This is a genomic window from Enterobacteriaceae bacterium ESL0689 (genome assembly GCA_029433525.1).
Lineage (GTDB): Bacteria > Pseudomonadota > Gammaproteobacteria > Enterobacterales > Enterobacteriaceae > JAQTIF01.
In genome coordinates, this window is record JAQTIF010000001.1 from 1,137,020 (window position 1) to 1,155,817 (window position 18,798).

11 protein-coding genes and 1 pseudogene are annotated in these 18,798 nt (G+C 50.2%); 8 read left to right on the plus strand and 4 right to left on the minus strand.

Features of this window, described 5'->3' with window-relative positions; translation table 11 throughout:
* Positions 1-64: 64 nt before the first annotated feature.
* From relA to cas3, 8 genes are all read left to right on the plus strand, one after another.
* Positions 65-2,308 carry a GTP diphosphokinase gene (gene relA / locus PT300_05640; GenBank protein ID MDF7680120.1) on the plus strand — a complete coding sequence of 748 codons (2,244 nt, stop codon included), beginning with the start codon at positions 65-67 and terminating at the stop codon, positions 2,306-2,308.
* A gap of 77 nt (positions 2,309-2,385) precedes the next feature.
* Positions 2,386-3,177 (plus strand): nucleoside triphosphate pyrophosphohydrolase, encoded by a 792-nt coding sequence (mazG, locus tag PT300_05645; GenBank protein ID MDF7680121.1) that lies wholly within the window; start codon positions 2,386-2,388, stop codon positions 3,175-3,177.
* Positions 3,178-3,435: 258 nt separating this feature from the next.
* Positions 3,436-5,073: a CTP synthase (glutamine hydrolyzing) gene (pyrG, locus tag PT300_05650; GenBank protein ID MDF7680122.1), complete on the plus strand. Its 1,638-nt coding sequence runs from the start codon at positions 3,436-3,438 to the stop codon at positions 5,071-5,073.
* Positions 5,074-5,155: 82 nt separating this feature from the next.
* Positions 5,156-6,454 (plus strand): phosphopyruvate hydratase, encoded by a 1,299-nt coding sequence (eno, locus tag PT300_05655; GenBank protein MDF7680123.1) that lies wholly within the window; start codon positions 5,156-5,158, stop codon positions 6,452-6,454.
* 400 nt (positions 6,455-6,854) lie between these two features.
* Positions 6,855-8,633: an NADPH-dependent assimilatory sulfite reductase flavoprotein subunit gene (gene cysJ, locus PT300_05660; GenBank protein ID MDF7680124.1), complete on the plus strand. Its 1,779-nt coding sequence runs from the start codon at positions 6,855-6,857 to the stop codon at positions 8,631-8,633.
* Positions 8,633-10,345: an assimilatory sulfite reductase (NADPH) hemoprotein subunit gene (gene cysI, locus PT300_05665; GenBank protein MDF7680125.1), complete on the plus strand. Its 1,713-nt coding sequence runs from the start codon at positions 8,633-8,635 to the stop codon at positions 10,343-10,345. Before cysJ ends, cysI begins: the two co-directional genes overlap by 1 nt.
* An 11-nt stretch (positions 10,346-10,356) precedes the next feature.
* Positions 10,357-11,091 (plus strand): phosphoadenosine phosphosulfate reductase, encoded by a 735-nt coding sequence (gene cysH, locus PT300_05670; GenBank protein ID MDF7680126.1) that lies wholly within the window; start codon positions 10,357-10,359, stop codon positions 11,089-11,091.
* Positions 11,092-11,202: 111 nt separating this feature from the next.
* Positions 11,203-13,857, plus strand: a complete 2,655-nt coding sequence (cas3, locus tag PT300_05675) for a CRISPR-associated helicase Cas3' (protein MDF7680127.1) — start codon at positions 11,203-11,205, stop codon at positions 13,855-13,857.
* Between the two features lie 603 nt (positions 13,858-14,460).
* On the opposite strand, the gene PT300_05680 is transcribed toward cas3, so the two are convergent.
* The 4 genes and pseudogenes from PT300_05680 to speFL form a co-directional block, all read right to left on the minus strand.
* Positions 14,461-14,643 (minus strand): GhoT/OrtT family toxin, encoded by a 183-nt coding sequence (locus PT300_05680; GenBank protein ID MDF7680128.1) that lies wholly within the window; start codon positions 14,641-14,643, stop codon positions 14,461-14,463.
* A 68-nt stretch (positions 14,644-14,711) separates the two neighbouring features.
* Complete coding sequence (gene potE / locus PT300_05685) at positions 14,712-16,031, minus strand: putrescine-ornithine antiporter (GenBank protein MDF7680129.1); 1,320 nt, start codon at positions 16,029-16,031, stop codon at positions 14,712-14,714.
* A gap of 28 nt (positions 16,032-16,059) precedes the next feature.
* Entirely contained in the window at positions 16,060-18,225 is a 2,166-nt protein-coding gene (gene speF / locus PT300_05690) for an ornithine decarboxylase SpeF (protein ID MDF7680130.1), read from the minus strand.
* 254 nt (positions 18,226-18,479) lie between these two features.
* Positions 18,480-18,581, minus strand: a pseudogene (gene speFL / locus PT300_05695) (leader peptide SpeFL).
* Positions 18,582-18,798: the final 217 nt, after the last annotated feature.

The window sequence follows — 18,798 nt, forward strand, 5'->3', positions numbered from 1 at the left end:
AGGAACCCGGGGTTGTGCTGAGGCTGACTGGCTTCGGCAGACAGGGTTACTGAAGGAGAGGATAATGGTTGCGGTAAGAAGTGCACATCTTAACCAGGCTGGTGAGTTCGACCCGACAAAATGGGTCGCGAGCCTGGGTATGGTCAGCCAGCCGTCGTGTGAACGCTTAACCGAAACCTGGGCGTATTGTCATCATAATACACAGGGACACCCGCAGGCAGAACTGTTGTTGTGGCGCGGTATCGAGATGGTGGAGATCCTCTCTATATTAAATATGGATATCGATACCTTGCGGGCGGCGTTGTTATTTCCGCTGGTGGACAGTCATGTTGTCAGCGAGGCGGTGATTGAGGAGAGTGTGGGGCACGCTGTGGCGACGCTGATCCACGGTGTGCGGGATATGGCAGCCATTCGTCAGCTTAAAGCCACGCACACCGATGCGGTCTCCTCTGAACAGGTCGATAATGTCCGGCGGATGTTGCTGGCGATGGTGGATGATTTTCGCTGTGTGATCATTAAGCTGGCGGAACGGGTTGTCCATCTGCGGGAAGTGAAGGATGGCTCTGAAGACCAGCGGGTACTGGCGGCCAAAGAGTGTTGCAATATCTATGCGCCGCTGGCGAATCGTTTAGGCATTGGTCAACTGAAATGGGAGCTGGAAGATTACAGCTTTCGTTATCTGCATCCTGATGAATATAAACGCATTGCTAAATTGCTGCATGAACGGCGGATTGACCGTGAGCGCTATATTGATGAGTTTGTCAGCCACCTGCGGATTGAAATGAAAGCCGAAGGGGTGCAGGCCGAAGTGTACGGTCGGCCGAAGCATATTTACAGTATCTGGCGAAAGATGCAGAAAAAGCATCTGGCGTTTGATGAACTGTTTGATGTTCGTGCGGTACGGGTGATTGCCGAACGATTGCAGGACTGCTATGCCGCGTTAGGGATTGTACACACCCATTATCGTCATCTGCCCGATGAGTTCGATGATTATGTGGCCAATCCCAAACCCAATGGTTATCAGTCGATCCATACGGTGGTGCTGGGCCCGGAGGGGAAAACGATAGAAATTCAGATCCGTACCCGACAAATGCATGATGATGCAGAATTGGGGGTCGCGGCGCACTGGAAATATAAAGAGGGCACAGAGGCAGCAGCGGGCGGTGGTCGCAATTATGAAGATCGCATTGCCTGGCTGCGTAAACTGATCGCCTGGCAGGATGAGATGGCCGATTCCGGAGAGATGCTGGATGAAGTCCGCAGCCAGGTGTTTGATGATCGGGTATATGTCTTTACGCCAAAAGGGGAGGTGGTCGATCTCCCTGCGGGTGCCACGCCCCTTGACTTTGCTTATCATATCCATAGTGATGTCGGTCATCGCTGCATTGGTGCCAAAATCGGTGGCCGTCTTGTGCCTTTTACCTATCAGCTGCAGATGGGCGATCAGATTGAAATTATCACCCAGAAGCAGCCTAATCCGAGCCGTGACTGGCTCAACCCCAATCTTGGCTATGTCACCACCAGCCGTGGGCGTTCTAAAATTCACGCCTGGTTTCGTAAACAGGATCGTGACAAGAATATTCTCGCCGGACGACAGATCCTCGATGAGGATCTTGAGCAACTGGGTATCACGCTGAAAAGCGCAGAGAAACCGCTGTTACAGCGTTACAACTACCATGAACTGGATGATCTGCTGGCGGCGATAGGTGGTGGCGATATCCGTCTTAATCAGATGGTTAACTTCCTGTATTCGCAGTTTCACCAGCCGACAGCGGAAGAGCAGGATGCCGCGGCATTAAAGCAGCTACAGCAGAAAACCTATACGCCACAGAATCACAATAAGGATAAAGATAATGGCCGGGTGGTGGTGGAAGGGGTGGGTAATCTGATGCATTACATTGCACGCTGTTGCCAGCCGATCCCCGGTGATGAGATCGTCGGTTTTATCACCCAGGGGCGCGGTATTTCAATCCACCGGGCCGATTGTGATCAACTGGCGGAACTGCAGTCCCACGCACCGGAACGTATTGTTGAAGCGGTGTGGGGAGAAAGTTACTCGGCCGGTTATTCACTGGTAGTACGGGTGATGGCCAATGATCGTAGCGGGCTGTTACGTGATATTACGACCATTCTGGCCAATGAAAAGGTCAATGTGTTGAGCGTGATCAGTCGTAGCGATACCAAACAGCAGTTAGCGACAATCGATATGACGATTGAAATTTATAATCTTCAGGTACTCGGGCGGGTGCTGGGGAAACTAACCCAGATACCGGATGTCATTGATGCCCGGCGTTTACGTGGCAGCTAATCTTCGGCTTATGTTATTTATCATCGCGGTTTGCGTCGGCGGAGAAGGTTAATTTTTATACTATTGCAGGGGAAAATATGACGGCCATTGCTCGTTTGCTCGATATCATGAAACGTCTGCGTGATCCACAACAGGGCTGCCCGTGGGATAAAGCACAAACCTATGCCACGATCGCGCCGCATACGCTGGAAGAAACGTATGAAGTGCTGGATGCCATCATGCGTGAGGATTTTGCCGATCTGCGTAGTGAACTGGGCGATCTGCTTTTTCAGGTGGTGTTTTACGCGCAGATAGCCCAGGAAGAGGGGCGTTTTACTTTCGACGACGTGTGTTCGGCGATCAGCGATAAGCTGGTGCGTCGCCATCCGCATATTTTTGCCGGGCAAAATACCGTCAGTGATCAAGCGATTCAGGGGCGCTGGGAACAGATAAAAAGTGCTGAGCGGGCAGAAAAGGCACAGTATTCGGTGCTGGATGATATTCCCCATAATCTGCCCGCACTGATGCGTGCCGGTAAAATTCAGCGTCGTTGTTCGTCGGTGGGCTTTGACTGGGCATCCCTGCCGCCGGTACTGGATAAAGTGTATGAAGAGATTGATGAAGTACTGGCCGAGACCCAGCGCGCCACGGTGGATAGCGCGAAGCTGGAGGAGGAGGTCGGGGACTTACTGTTCGCTACCGTCAATCTGTCCCGTCATTTGGGGGTTAAAGCAGAAACCGCGTTGCAAAAAGCCAACCGCAAGTTTGAACGTCGCTTCCGCGAAGTGGAGCGCATCGTAGCTGCCCGTGGGCTGGATATGACAGGGGTGGATCTCGCGGAGATGGAAGCCGTATGGCAGGAAGTCAAACGCCAGGAAGCTGAGCACTAATCCAGAAGCACACCCTGACGCGCTGTGCCGGGATGACGGCGAGAAGCGTCTCCCGCGCTGGCGTGCGTTACATAACTGTCAATAAATTGATTTTATTTGATAAATTTTATGGTAAGCGCTATTTTTTTCGTCTGTAAAAAGTATGGATTGACTGATCAGACATGGTAATCAACGTTTGTGACGGCAGTGATGATCCGGTATACTGCTTTCCCGTCCTGATATTCCATCGTCTTTTAAACCTAACTTCTCAGGTTCAGCATGACAACAAACTATATTTTTGTTACCGGCGGGGTTGTCTCCTCTCTGGGTAAAGGCATTGCCGCTGCTTCCCTCGCGGCTATTCTTGAAGCCCGTGGGCTTAACGTCACCATGATGAAACTGGATCCCTATATTAATGTCGATCCAGGAACCATGAGCCCCATCCAGCACGGAGAAGTGTTCGTGACCGAAGATGGCGCTGAAACCGATCTCGATCTTGGCCATTATGAACGTTTCATTCGCACCAGGATGAGTCGCCGCAACAACTTCACCACCGGGCGTATTTACTCCGATGTCCTGCGTAAAGAGCGCCGGGGTGATTATCTGGGGGCGACGGTGCAGGTTATTCCCCATATCACCAATGCGATTAAAGAACGTGTGCTGGCAGGCGGTGAAGGTCATGATGTCGTGCTGGTGGAAATTGGCGGGACGGTGGGTGATATCGAATCGCTGCCTTTTCTGGAAGCAATCCGTCAAATGGCGGTGGAAATTGGCCGTGAACATACGTTGTTTATGCACTTAACCCTGGTGCCTTATATGGCCGCCTCGGGTGAGGTGAAAACCAAACCGACGCAACACTCTGTCAAAGAGCTTCTCTCGATCGGTATTCAGCCCGATATTCTGATTTGTCGTTCCGATCGCGCCGTGCCGACCAATGAACGTGCTAAAATTGCGCTGTTTTGTAATGTCCCGGAAAAGGCCGTGATATCACTGAAAGATATCGATTCCATTTATAAAATCCCCGGTTTGCTCAAATCTCAGGGCCTGGATGATTACATTTGTAAACGATTCAGCTTAAACTGTCCGGAAGCCAATCTGGCTGAGTGGGAACAAGTGATATACGAAGAAGCCAACCCAGTGGGTGAGGTAACGATCGGGGTGGTCGGTAAATATGTTGAATTGCCCGACGCTTATAAATCGGTGATTGAAGCACTGAAACACGGTGGTCTGAAGAATCGTCTGACGGTTAACATTAAGCTGATTGACTCCCAGGATGTGGAGATACGCGGTGTTGATATCCTCAAAGGTCTGGACGCTATTCTGGTTCCCGGCGGCTTTGGTTATCGCGGTGTGGAAGGCATGATCACCACCGCGCACTATGCGCGTGAAAATAATATTCCTTATCTGGGTATTTGCCTTGGTATGCAGGTTGCGCTGATTGATTTTGCCCGTCATGTTGCCAGGATGGACAACGCCAACTCGACAGAGTTTATGCCAGATTGCCAATACCCGGTAGTGGCATTGATTACCGAATGGCGCGATGAAGAGGGTAATATTGAAGTGCGCTCAGAAAAAAGCGATCTGGGTGGCACCATGCGTCTGGGAGCACAGCAGTGTCAGCTGATGGAGAAGAGTCTGGTGCGCCAGTTATACGGCACGCCGACCATCACAGAGCGCCATCGCCATCGCTATGAAGTCAATAATATGTTATTGAAACAAATTGAGCATGCGGGTTTGCGCATTGCCGGGCGTTCCGGAGATGACCAACTGGTAGAGATTATCGAAGTGCCGAACCACCCCTGGTTCATTGCCTGCCAGTTTCATCCGGAGTTTACTTCCACGCCACGTGATGGTCACCCGCTGTTTACCGGCTTTATCAAAGCGGCGAATGAGTACCAGAAACGCCAGATGAAGTAAACTGAATTAAAACGGCAACGCATCAGATGATGTGCGTTGCTGATCTGAAATTTTATTTCAACTTGTACTTAAGGAAAATCGAATGTCTAAAATCGTTAAAGTTATCGGTCGTGAAATCATCGATTCCCGTGGAAATCCGACGGTTGAAGCCGAAGTTCACCTTGAAGGTGGCTTCGTCGGGATGGCGGCCGCGCCATCAGGTGCTTCTACCGGTTCCCGTGAAGCGCTGGAACTGCGTGATGGTGACAAATCCCGTTTTATGGGTAAAGGCGTGCTTAAAGCGGTCGCTGCAGTGAATGGCCCGATCGCCCAGGCGCTGACTGGCAAAGATGCTAACGATCAGGCAGGCATTGATAAGATCATGATCGATCTCGATGGCACAGAAAACAAATCCAAATTTGGTGCTAACGCGATCCTCGCGGTCTCTCTGGCTAACGCCAAAGCCGCTGCCGCGTCCAAAGGGCAGCCACTGTATGAATACATTGCTGAACTGAATGGCACGCCAGGTCAGTATTCCATGCCCGTTCCGATGATGAACATTATCAACGGCGGTGAGCATGCTGATAACAACGTTGATATTCAGGAATTTATGATCCAGCCAGTCGGTGCGAAATCACTGAAAGAAGCGGTACGTATGGGATCGGAAGTCTTCCACCACCTGGCAAAAGTGCTGAAAGCGAAAGGCATGAATACCGCTGTCGGTGATGAAGGTGGCTACGCACCGAATCTTGCTTCGAACGCAGAAGCCCTGGAAGTAATCGCCGAAGCGGTCAAAGCTGCCGGTTATGAACTGGGGAAAGATATTACCCTGGCGATGGACTGCGCATCCTCAGAGTTTTATAAAGATGGTAAATATGTTCTGGCCGGTGAAGGTAATAAAGCCTTTACTTCGGAAGAATTTACTCATTTCCTTGAAGACCTGACCAAACAGTATCCGATCGTTTCGATCGAAGATGGCCAGGATGAATCTGACTGGAGCGGTTTCGCCTATCAGACTAAGGTTCTGGGCGATAAAATCCAGCTGGTCGGTGATGACCTGTTCGTGACCAATACTAAGATCCTGAAAGAAGGGATTGAAAAGGGTATCGCTAACTCGATCCTGATTAAATTCAACCAGATCGGTACACTGAGTGAAACGCTGGCAGCGATTAAAATGGCGAAAGATGCGGGCTACACTGCCGTTATCTCTCACCGTTCCGGTGAAACCGAAGATGCGACCATCGCTGATCTGGCGGTAGGTACAGCGGCAGGACAGATTAAAACCGGTTCAATGAGCCGTTCTGATCGTGTGGCGAAATACAATCAGCTGATTCGCATTGAAGAAGCGCTGGGTGAAAAAGCTCCCTACAATGGCCGTAAAGAGATCAAAGGTCAGGCATAATTCTCGTTGTTGTGCTTACTCTAAAAACCCGCTCTGGCGGGTTTTTTTGCTCAGCGGAATGGGCCTGTCAGATTAGTTCGTTTGGTTATTTAATATTGCCATCCCTTCTTTAATTGTTCTCGGTTACGCCGTTAACCTTATATACACCCAGAATCATTCAGGTTACACCGGATGCGCACGTGATCGGCGCTGGCGCTGTCACACGAACGCTATTCGGCACGATTTCCGCGGGTTTTTATCGCTCATCAACAGACGAAGCGCCTGGCTGACAGACGTATTCGCTATCGTCAATGGGGACAGGGATCGCGCATATCGGTAATCCGTGGGAATTTCTGGCTCTGCGCAGAGCCAGAATAACAAATCAAATCAAGACAATTCATTGACCGGGATATAACAATTTATGACGATACAGGCCCCTCCTTCTCTATCGCCACCGCTTAATCCGCAACAAATATCATGCATTCAGGCGGCGATAAATGATTTAACGCCCACTCAGCTTGCCTGGGTGGCGGGTTATCTCTGGGGACAGTTAAATCAGCCACTCGCTGCGCCTGCTCAGATAAACGATAGTGCAGGCATAACGCTTATTTCGGCATCGCAGACCGGTAATGCCCGCCGGATAGCGGAAGCATTGCGTGATGATTTATTAGCTGTACCCTTAAATGTGCAATTGATAAATGCCGGAGACTATAAATTTAAGCAGATAGCGGACGAAAAACGGCTGATTATTGTCACCTCGACACAAGGCGAAGGTGAACCTCCAGAAGAGGCGATACCTTTTTATAAATTCTTGTTTTCGAAAAAGGCGCCTGCGCTGACCGATACCGCTTTTGCCGTATTTGGCTTAGGCGATACCTCTTACCCGCTATTCTGCCAGGCGGGGAAAACCTTTGATCACCGTCTCGAGGAGTTGGGTGGCGAGCGGATGCTGGCGCGCGTGGATGCCGATGTTGAATACCAAGCCATTGCGGCAGAATGGCGTGCCCGTATCGTGGAGAAGCTGGCCGCGCAACTTCCCGTCTCCCGGTCGGTCAGCAATGCGACGGTACAGCATGTTAGCCCCAACCTTTACAGCAAAGCGTCACCGCTGACGGCCACCCTGACGGTGAATCAGAAAATTACCGGGCGTAATTCACAAAAAGATGTCCGTCATATTGAAATTGATCTTGCCGATTCTGGTTTGTGCTATCAGCCCGGTGATGCGCTGGGTGTGTGGTATCAAAATGATCCGGCGTTAGTGCGTGAACTGATGGCGTTACTCGCGCTGACAGGTGATGAGTCGGTCAACGTGGCAGGACAATCGATGCCACTGGCGCAAGCGCTGGAGCAGCATTATGAACTGACGGTGAATAGCGCCATGCTGGTGGAGCGTTACGCGACGCTGAGCGGCAGTGAATCGCTGTTGTCATTATTAACGGATAAAACGCAACGGCAACATTATGCGGCCTCCACGCCGTTGGTCGATATGGTGCGTAGCGCTCCGGTATCTCTGGATGCTGATGCGCTCATCAGCCTGCTACGCCCACTGACGCCGCGTCTTTACTCTATCGCCTCCTCGCAGGCCGAAGTCGGTAACGAAGTCCATCTGACCGTGGGGGTGGTGCGTTATCAAGTGGCGGGTCGCCAGCGGGCGGGGGGGGCTTCCAGCTTTCTGGCGGATCGTCTGGCAGAAGAAGGGGAGGTGCGCATCTTTGTCGAAAAGAATGATCATTTCCGCCTGCCTGCCGACCCGCAGACACCGGTAATTATGATCGGTTCCGGGACAGGGATTGCGCCATTCCGTGCGTTTATGCAGCAACGGGCAGCGGAAGGGGCGAAGGGCGGGAACTGGCTGTTTTTTGGTAATCCGCATTTTACCGAGGATTTCCTCTATCAGGTTGAGTGGCAACGTGACGTCAAAGCAGGTTTGCTGACCCGCATCGATCTGGCCTGGTCACGCGATCAACAGCAAAAAATCTATGTTCAGCATAAGTTACGCGAACAGGGGGCTGAGTTGTGGCGCTGGATCCAGCAGGGTGCCCATATTTATGTTTGTGGTGATGCCAACCATATGGCGAAGGATGTTGAGCAGGCGTTACGGGATGTGGTGGCTGAGTCTGGCGCGATGGATGCCGAGGCGGCAGATGAGTTTTTAACCGGGTTGCGCGCGGCGCACCGTTATCAGCGGGATGTCTATTAATGAGTGAAAAATACCCCGATTCACATGTGGTTGAAGGCAAACAGGTCGATGCTGAACGGATGAAAACAGAGAGCGATTATCTGCGCGGCACGATTGCACAGGATTTGCACGATCCGATCACCGGCGGTTTTAGTGGTGATAATTTTCTGTTGATTCGTTTTCATGGCATGTACCAGCAGGATGATCGCGATATTCGCGCCGAGCGGGTAGCGCAGAAACTGGAGCCGCGTCATGCGATGATGCTACGTTGCCGCCTGCCGGGGGGCATCATTAGCGCAAAACAGTGGCAGGCGATAGATAAATTTGCCGCTGAGAATACCCTTTATGGCAGTATTCGTTTGACAAATCGCCAGACCTTACAATTTCACGGTATTCTGAAAAAGAACGTCAAACCGGCGCATCAGATGCTGAATGCGGTAGGACTGGATTCACTGGCGACGGCCAATGACGTCAACCGTAATGTCTTATGCACCTCGAACCCGTTCGAATCGTCATTACATACAGAAGCCTGCGCCTGGGCGCGGAAAATTTCTGAACATCTGTTGCCACGTACCCATTCATATGCCGAAATCTGGCTGGATCAAAAGAAAAGCGCTATCCCCGATAAAGAACCGATCCTTGGCCAGGCATATTTGCCACGTAAGTTTAAAACCACGGTGGTGATCCCTCCGCACAATGATATCGATTTACATGCGAATGATATGAATTTCGTGGCGATTGCTGAAAATGGCAAACTGGTTGGTTTTAACTTGCTGATTGGCGGGGGATTGTCTATCGATCATGGTAACCGGAAAACCTATGCCCGCACTGCCAGCGAGGTCGGTTATCTGCCCCTTGAACATACGCTGGCGGTTGCCGAAGCGGTGGTGACCACCCAGCGGGATTGGGGGAATCGAACGGATCGTAAAAATGCAAAGACTAAGTACACTCTCGAACGTGTCGGACTAGAAACGTTTAAAGCGGAAGTGGAGCGTCGGGCGGGTATGACTTTTGCCCCCATCCGGCCTTATACCTTGACCGATCGCCGTGATCGTATCGGCTGGGTAAAAGGGGTCGATAACGACTGGTATCTGACACTGTTTATTGAGAATGGCCGTATTCTCGATTATCCGGGACGGCCGTTGAAAACCGGATTACTGGAGATCGCCAGAGTGCATCAGGGCGAGTTTCGCATTACCGCCAATCAGAATCTGGTCGTCGCGGGAGTGACAGAAAGTGAAAAGCCCCGGATTGATAAGCTGGCGCGTGATCATGGTCTGCTGAATGCGGTCACGGCACAGCGTGAAAATTCGATGGCTTGTGTCTCTTTTCCCACCTGCCCGCTGGCAATGGCGGAAGCAGAGCGTTTTCTGCCCTCATTTGTCGATAAGATTGAAGCGATTATGCGTCAGCATGACGTGGCTGACGAGTATATTGTATTACGTGTTACCGGTTGTCCAAACGGTTGTGGTCGTGCGTTACTGGCGGAAATTGGCATGATTGGCAAAGCGCCGGGTCGCTATAACCTCTACCTCGGCGGTAACCGTAGCGGAACACGTATTCCACGGATGTTTAAAGAGAATATCACCGAAGCGGAAATCATTACGGTTCTCGATCCGCTCATTGCGCGCTGGGCAAAAGAGCGGGAAAAGGATGAAGGCTTTGGTGATTTTACCCTGCGGGCAGGGATTATCCGACCGGTATGCGATCCGGCGCGGGATTTCTGGCAATAAGTGAGGCAGCTATGTCGGTATTGAGTCTTAATATGTTACAGGCACTCTCAAAAGAAGAGCAGGTAAGGGCGCTGGCAGAAACCAATCAGCAACTGGCACAGCAAAGTGCCGAAGAGCGAGTGAGCTGGGCGCTGGAGAACTTGCCGGGTGAATATGTGCTCTCCTCCAGTTTTGGGATTCAGGCGGCGGTCAGTTTGCATCTGGTCAATCAGCTCTGTCCGGGTATTCCGGTGATCCTCACTGACACCGGTTATCTGTTTGCCCAAACCTATCAGTTTATTGATGAGTTAACCGATAAGCTACATCTTAACCTGAACGTTTTCCGCGCGAAGGAAAGTGCCGCCTGGCAGGAGGCACGTTATGGCAAGCTGTGGGAGCAGGGGATTGCCGGTATTGAGAAATATAATCAGATCAACAAAGTCGAGCCAATGAATCGGGCATTACAGCAACTCGGCGCGCAAACCTGGTTTGCCGGCCTGCGTCGGGAGCAGTCTGCCAGCCGGGCACATCTGCCGGTGTTGTCTGTCCAGCGTGGGGTTTTTAAAGTGCTGCCGATTATCGACTGGGATAATCGTACCGTGTATCAGTATCTGCAACAGCACGGTCTGCACTATCACCCCTTATGGGAGCAGGGCTATCTTTCAGTCGGTGATACACATACCAGCCGAAAATGGCAACTGGGTATGTCAGAAGAAGAGACCCGTTTTTTTGGCCTGAAGCGGGAATGTGGCTTGCATGAGAATTAAGCGCCTGCTGGGTCAGGATCTGAGTGTATTATCTTGATATCAATCACATTATTTACCCTGTAAATACATAAAGATCACAATGGTGAGTCAGTTGACAACCAGGGTTTTAACATGTCTTTTTTTGATTACTGGGGAAAAACCCGTCGTGGCGAGCAGGGGGGCGGTGATGATTACCATCTTCTGTGCTGGCATTCGCTGGATGTCGCGGCGATGGGTTATAAAATGGTGGAGCATAATATCTATGGCCTGGCGACTTATTTACAGCGTGCTGGCTTAACCTGCCCGCAGCAGGCCGGACAATTTTTTGCCTGGCTTTTATGCTGGCATGATATCGGTAAGTTTGCCCGCTCTTTTCAGCAGTTATACACCGATCATGATCTGCCGGTGCCTGCCGGTAGCCGACAACATTATGAGAAGATTTCCCATTCCGCTCTCGGCTACTGGCTATGGCAGTCTGATTTGAGTGATATTGCTGAACTTCTGCCCTCCGCTTCTTTCCCTCACCGGCAACAGCGGCGGGTGATGGAGATATGGATGCCAGTGGTAACCGGACATCATGGTCGTCCACCGGAAAGTTATGATGAAGTGAATAATTTTCTGCCTGACGACAGAGAGGCCGCCCATGACTTTCTGATGGAGATCAAAACGCTCTTTCCGTTAATAACGCTGCCTGATTGCTGGGGCGAAGAGGAAGGCATGGCGCCGATTAAAAACCTCTCCTGGCCACTTTCCGCGCTGGTGGTTCTGGCAGACTGGATCGGTTCGGCGAGCCACTTTTTCCCGCGCGTCGCTCGCCAAATGTCGGTAGAAGTCTACTGGCAGCAGGCACTGGCGCAAGCGGAGCGGGCGATAACGGTATTTCCACGCCCGGCGGCGGTAGCGCCTTTTGCCGGGTTCCATGCACTGTTTCCGTTTATTCAGCATCCCACCCCGTTACAACAGAAAGTGCTGGATCTGACGATAAATCATCACGGACCACAGCTCTTTATTCTGGAAGATGTGACGGGAGCCGGAAAAACCGAGGCGGCGCTGACACTGACACATCGGCTGATGGCGGCAGATAAGGCGCAGGGGCTGTTTTTGGGTTTGCCGACTATGGCAACCGCCAATGCCATGTACGATCGTCTGGCCCAAAATGGACTGGCATTTTACCAGCCGGACAGTCATCCCAGTCTGATACTGGCACACAGTGCGCGTAGTTTAATGAATCGTTTTAACCAGGCGTTCCAGGCGGGAGAACTGGCAGGCTCAGAAGAGCCGGATGATGAGACCCCGGATAGCCTGGGGTGTGCCGCATGGTTTGCCGACAGCAATAAAAAAGCGTTACTGGCGGATATCGGTATTGGCACACTCGATCAGGCGATGATGGCGGTGATGGCGTTCAAACACAGTAATCTGCGGCAACTGGGGTTGAGCCGTAAAATTTTGCTGGCGGATGAAATCCATGCTTATGATGCCTATATGGGACGTATTTTAGAGGAATTAATTAAAAAACAGGCTCGTGATGGCAACACCACGATCCTGCTTTCCGCCACTCTGTCTCAGCAACAACGGGATCGGCTGATTGCCGCTTTTGCACGCGGAGCGGAGAGCACTATTCAGGCACCGCTACTGGGGCTGGATGACTACCCCTGGCTGACACAGGCGACGGCGACAGCGGTGATTTCCCAGCGGGTTGAGACGCGCAAAGCGGTGGAGCGCAGTGTTAAGGTCGCCTGGTTGCATGATGAGTTAGTGTGTCTGGATCGTATCGAACAGGCCGCCAGGCAGGGAAAGTGTATCGCCTGGATACGTAACTCGGTGGATGATGCGGTGAAGAGTTATCGTCAGCTTATCGCCCGTGGCGTGGTACCGGTAGCGGATACGTTGTTATTTCACAGCCGATTTGCTTTTTGCGATCGCCAGCGAATAGAGTCCAGCACCCTATTATGGTTCGGTAAACAGAGTGGAATGCAGCGTAGCGGAAAAGTTGTGATCGCCACTCAGGTGATCGAGCAGAGCCTTGACATTGATCTCGATGAGATGATCAGCGATTTAGCGCCGATCGATCTGCTTATCCAGCGTGCCGGACGTCTGCAGCGTCATCTGCGTGATGATCAGGGGCAGGTAAAAACACAGGGCCCGGATGAACGTGAGGCACCGGTATTGCAGATCCTCGCCCCAGCGTGGAGTGCGACGCCGCAGGAGGATTGGTTAGTCAGCGCGATGCGTAATAGTGCCTATGTCTATCCGGATCATAGCTGCCTGTGGCTGACCCAGCAGGTATTGCGGCAGCAGGGGGCGATCCGTATGCCACAGGCTGCCCGTTTATTGATTGAGTCTGTGTACGGTGATGATGTCGTTAAGCCGGAAGGGTTGGTCAAAAGCAGTGCCAGACAGGAGGGAAAATACTATTGCGATCGCGCCTTTGCTGACCAGCAGATGCTGAATTTTACGACCAATTATAGTAGTCAGAGTGGTAACTTTATGGCTGATCATCTCTCTACCCGTCTGGCGGAAGAGTCTGTTAGCCTGTGGCTGGCCAAAATGATCGAGGGGCAGCCCGTTCCTTATGCTTCAGGTGACCTTGGCTGGGAGATGAGCCTGTTACGGGTACGTAAAAGCTGGTGGGAAAAACACAAGACAGAGTTTGAGCAGCTCACCGGTGATGCCCTTCAGCAGTGGTGTCTTGCACAGCATCAGAACCCGAAGTTTGCTATTGTGCTGGTGATATCAGACGCGCCGCAATGCGGTTATTCAGCCCGTGAAGGATTGATCGGGCAGTGAACGTAAAAAACCCCATGAGTGGTTAGCTCATGGGGTCAGTAAGACCCCGTTGACACGGGGAACGTTTCGATTTTGTACTGAAAAGATCAGTTTTGATCGGTTTAACCCTCGAAGAGGGAAGCTAGTATCTTAGCTTTCTACCTACCAGCTTAACAAGCTATAATGTCTTAAGTTCAGTTTTGATCTTTCATTTTTTATAAACTAAGCATAATATATACTCACTGCTACGGATTAGGGCTTCAGGGCTTTCATCTGTAGGAGCAAGATAGCCCTGAAGTCCAATCGTCTTATGCAATTCGATTATACCTTCAGGGATGAATTTTTCACAATAAAGGAGTTTTTAATGAAAAATAAGCAGAAACAAGACAGATCATTTATTTGCCGTATTCGATTTCATTTTTATAAATATCTGTCATTTAGCATGACGTTGGAACGTTAATATAATATTAAATTAAGGGAATGTAGTTTAATATTATTAAAATATCCATGCCCCTCGGTAAATCAACAGTGGCAGCCAGCAATGCATTGCTAATATCTGATCACCTTGATTTCAGATGTAAAACGGGAATGGTCAAAATAAAGTGCAGTCCCTGTGACTGCACATCATACTCTGATAAGGGAAAAAAACAGAGCCACCGGCAGGCTGATTGGCCACGTTATCCCGATCAGAACAGAGGCCAGCAGGCGCATCTGTTTGCTATCTGCGGCCGTCAGAAACCAGATGATTACCGCCGATACCAGCGCCATAACAGCATAAATGATCGCAATAATGGGTAATAAAGTCATCGTATTGTTCCTGTCTCAGAAGCGGGATAAATCCCCCGGCAATGGCAGGTTGTCGGGGGAGAGGATTATTATCCCTGTTTTTTGATCAATTCAAAACGGGGAGAGATAAAACCATACAATGTCCAGCCGAAGAAAGTCACGATAGAACCATACAGCATCGCATCTTCACCCGCGGAGTAGAGTGCATAAAAACTATACATCGCGCCGATGAAAGCAATGAAGGTGGTATTTCTGGCTTTGCTGTCAGGAACATTCGCTTGTTTCTGAATAATAGCCACTGCGGCCATCGACAGAACATAAGGAATGATATTGGTGACAACCGCCAGGTTTACCAGAACATCGAACTGTTTACTCAGGGAAGGACTGATGGTCATCAGCGCTAATCCGCTCTGAATAACCACGATGATCAGCATGCCCTGAATCGGTGCATTGGCCTGGGTGACCCGGGAGAATATTTTGGGAAAATATTTTTCATCAGATGATGATTTAAACACCTGGGCAATCGTGAACTGCCAGCCAAGCAGTGATCCACAGCAGGACATGATCATTAATGCCATGACGACTTTACCAATTTCCGGGGTAAATATCTGGGCAAACGCCAGGCCAAACGGCGCAGTCGAGTGAGCCAGATCCATATTGGGCACAATCCCGGCGATCACATTGGTTGAGACAATGTAAATCATAGCTGCACCCAGTGTGCCCCCCAGAACAGCAATAGGCACATTACGTTCCGGATTATCCACGGAATCAGCGTTAGCACAGGCAGATTCCAGACCGAGGAAAGCCCATAACGTCATGGCAATGGAAGAGCCGACAGCGCTGAAGAATGGCACATCATGCGGGTTCCATGCGTTGGCATACATGGTCGGACTGAACCAGAACCAGCCAATAACAGATAAGCCCACCACCGGGATAATCACACCCCAGACGGTAACGCTACTGATTTGCCCGGTAATGCGCGCACCACCAAAATTGGCGATGGTACAGATCCACAGTACACCAATAGTCGTCAGGCCAATTTGTACTGGTGACAGGCTGGCATCAAACAACGCTGTACCGTAGCCGACCGCGGAGATAGCAATTGCGACGTTGGCAATTAACAGCGAAACCGCGTAAGTATAGTTCGCCATAAAGTTGCCGGATTTACCGAATACATACTCCGCGTAGCCGCCCATGCCGCCGGGTTTGTGGCTAAACATACCGCATTTGGCAAAGGCCCAGGCCAGTGCCATAGAACCGACGGCTGTCACCAGCCAGGAGATAATCGAGATAGTCCCCACTTCAGCCAGCTTAGTGGGTAGCATGATGATCCCGGAACCCATCATATTCACCATCGTCAATATGGTGAGCTGGGTGACACTCATTTTATTTGCGCTAGGTTTACTCATAGTGATGTCTCTTGATCAGATTGATCGGTTAGGCGCGTGATTTGATCACATAACACCACACTTGTTTTTGACCATTATGTTCCTGGATGTAGACGCCCTGTAACTCAGGCGCAAAACCCGGCAACTGATTAATGCTCTCTTCCAGGGCTTTGAAATAATGCAGTACTGAACCACCCCAGACTTCACCCGGAACGACACACAGAACCCCTGGTGGATAAGGAAGAGCACCTTCTGCCGCGATGCGGCCTTCCGCATCATCCAGACGTACCAGTTCAACTTCACCACGCAGGTAGGCGTAGTTAGCTTCCTGGGGAAGCATACGGACGCCAGGGAAGTGTGCTTTACGGAACATCTCTTTTTGTAGTTGTTTGACGTTATTGCGGGCATAGATATCATGCATTTCCTGGCACAACTGACGCAGGGTATAACCGGCATAACGATCCTGATGTTGCTGGTAGATAGAGGGCAGAACATCCGCCAGCAGAGCATCGTCGTCGAGTAATTTCTCGAAACGAACCAGCAGCGCAACAAGCTGTTGTAACTTCGCCATATCCTCAGCAGGCGTCATCAGGAACAGGATAGAGTTGAGGTCACATTTTTCCGGTATCACACCGTTTTCACGCAGGAAGTTAGCGAGGATAGTGGCCGGGACACCAAACGCTTCATATTCGCCGTTACGCGCATCAATGCCTGGCGTGGTCAGTAACAGTTTGCAGGGATCGACGAAGTACTGGTGTTCAGAATAACCTTCAAACGCATGCCAGTGTTCGCCAGGAACGAAATCAAAGAAACGCAGGCTGCTGGCGATTTCTTCTGTCGGATAGTCCTGCCAGCGCTTACCGTTCACCATTTCCGGAACGAAGGGGCGAATATGGTGGCAGTTTTCGAGGATCAACTTACGGGCATTGATCACATTGGTAACGCAGTCCCGCCACATATTGCGGCCACTGACACCGTCATGCATTTTCGCGTTGACATCAAGGGCGGCAAACAGGGGATAGAATGGACTGGTAGAAGCATGCATCATAAAGGCATTATTGAGGCGTTTATGAGGCACATAGCGTGGCTGTCCTTTGATATGACGGTCTTTTTTATGAATTTGTGACGTCTGGGAGAAGCCAGCCTGCTGTTTATGCACTGATTGAGTGACCAGGATACCCGGATCGTTTTCGTTCAGTTCCAGTAACAGCGGCGAGCATTCCGCCATCATCGGAATAAACTGTTCATAACCAACCCACGCGGAGTCAAACAGAATGTAGTCACACAGGTGACCAATTTTATCCACGACCTGACGAGCGTTATAGATCGTGCCATCGTAAGTCCCTAACTGAATGACCGCCAGGCGGAAAGGACGGGCATCATTTTTTCGTTTTGGGGCCACTTCGTTGACCAGTTCACGCAGATAGCGTTCTTCGAAGCAGTGCGCGTCAATACCACCGATGAAACCATATGGGTTACGGGCGGTTTCCAGATAAACGGGGGTCGCCCCTGCCTGTAGTAACGCACCGTGATGATTGGATTTGTGGTTATTACGGTCGAAGAGAACCAGATCACCCGGTGTCAACAGTGCATTCAGAACCACTTTATTTGAGGCAGAGGTTCCGTTGAGTACAAAGTAAGTTTTGTCAGCATTGAAAACTTTAGCAGCATGTTGTTGCGCCAGGCAGGGAGCACCTTCGTGAATCAACAGGTCACCCATTGCCACATCAGCGTTACATAAATCAGAACGGAACAGGGTTTCGCCAAAAAACTCAACAAACTGATTACCGGCGGGATGACGGCGGTAAAACTCACCGCCCTGATGTCCTGGGCAGTCAAATTCACTATTACCTTTATTGACATAATCAACCAGCGCACCGAAGAACGGCGGGCGGAGGTGCGTTTCGTAATGGCTGGCGGCGGTTTCCAGCTGACGGCCATATAACGTGGTGCGGTTTTTATTATGTTCAAATACGCCAGATATGCGTGACAGATACGCTCGCGGAACATTATCCTCATTTTCCGTGGCGATAAACACAGGAATGTCATAGCCAGTCGCGATAATTTCGTCTAATTTCCCGTTTTCAACATCGCTGATCGATAATACGATGCCAGCAACATCAACGAAATTACTTTCATTAACATTAATGATTTTACGTTGTGTAGAAAAATAATCATGACAATTATTGCTGGTTGCAATTTTTAACTTGGACATATTTTTTCCTCTTATTTCAGGTAATAGTAAATCCTCAATCTCATAAGATGAAATTGATAGTATAAAAAAATTAAAATACAACCACTGATAGCAGAATCAGTATATTAATTTTTTCGAATGCAAAGACTCAGGCCGCCTGATAACAGGGTTGTCAGGTGGTTTTAGAGTAAACTCTGCGAGATGCAGGTATTAAATTTCGATACGTAAAGTTACAAAGCTTACTATATCGTAATACCTGTAAATGGGGAGAATGGCTGGTATTGAAAGAAGTGAAAGTCAAAGCTACAGCGGTGAGCAAACATCATAATATGTGTTGTGCGCCTGATATGTGGCATAGCGTGATTATTATTTTCCATGAGATAAATCCTTTCCTTAGTAGCTTAAATCAACTTCATCATATCTATTTATACTGTCATCTTTTGTGAAGTATATCAATAAAAATAAAGGGAATGAATATGTTTAATATGTCTGTCTGTCTGTCTGTCTGTCTGTCTGTCTGTCTGTCTGTCTGTCTGTCTGGCTGGCTGGCTGGAATGTTTCTGTCAGCTGAATCCTTGCGGCTGGCCATCCGGA

Bases quoted from the DNA above. Each gene is read 5' to 3' on its own strand.
- cysH (MDF7680126.1), top strand. From the start codon at position 10,357: ATGTCGGTATTGAGTCTTAATATGTTACAGGCACTCTCAAAAGAAGAG.
- eno (MDF7680123.1), top strand. From the start codon at position 5,156: ATGTCTAAAATCGTTAAAGTTATCGGTCGTGAAATCATCGATTCCCGT.
- relA (MDF7680120.1), top strand. From the start codon at position 65: ATGGTTGCGGTAAGAAGTGCACATCTTAACCAGGCTGGTGAGTTCGAC.
- potE (MDF7680129.1), bottom strand. From the start codon at position 16,031: ATGAGTAAACCTAGCGCAAATAAAATGAGTGTCACCCAGCTCACCATA.
- pyrG (MDF7680122.1), top strand. From the start codon at position 3,436: ATGACAACAAACTATATTTTTGTTACCGGCGGGGTTGTCTCCTCTCTG.
- cas3 (MDF7680127.1), top strand. From the start codon at position 11,203: ATGTCTTTTTTTGATTACTGGGGAAAAACCCGTCGTGGCGAGCAGGGG.
- mazG (MDF7680121.1), top strand. From the start codon at position 2,386: ATGACGGCCATTGCTCGTTTGCTCGATATCATGAAACGTCTGCGTGAT.
- speF (MDF7680130.1), bottom strand. From the start codon at position 18,225: ATGTCCAAGTTAAAAATTGCAACCAGCAATAATTGTCATGATTATTTT.
- cysJ (MDF7680124.1), top strand. From the start codon at position 6,855: ATGACGATACAGGCCCCTCCTTCTCTATCGCCACCGCTTAATCCGCAA.
- cysI (MDF7680125.1), top strand. From the start codon at position 8,633: ATGAGTGAAAAATACCCCGATTCACATGTGGTTGAAGGCAAACAGGTC.
- PT300_05680 (MDF7680128.1), bottom strand. From the start codon at position 14,643: ATGACTTTATTACCCATTATTGCGATCATTTATGCTGTTATGGCGCTG.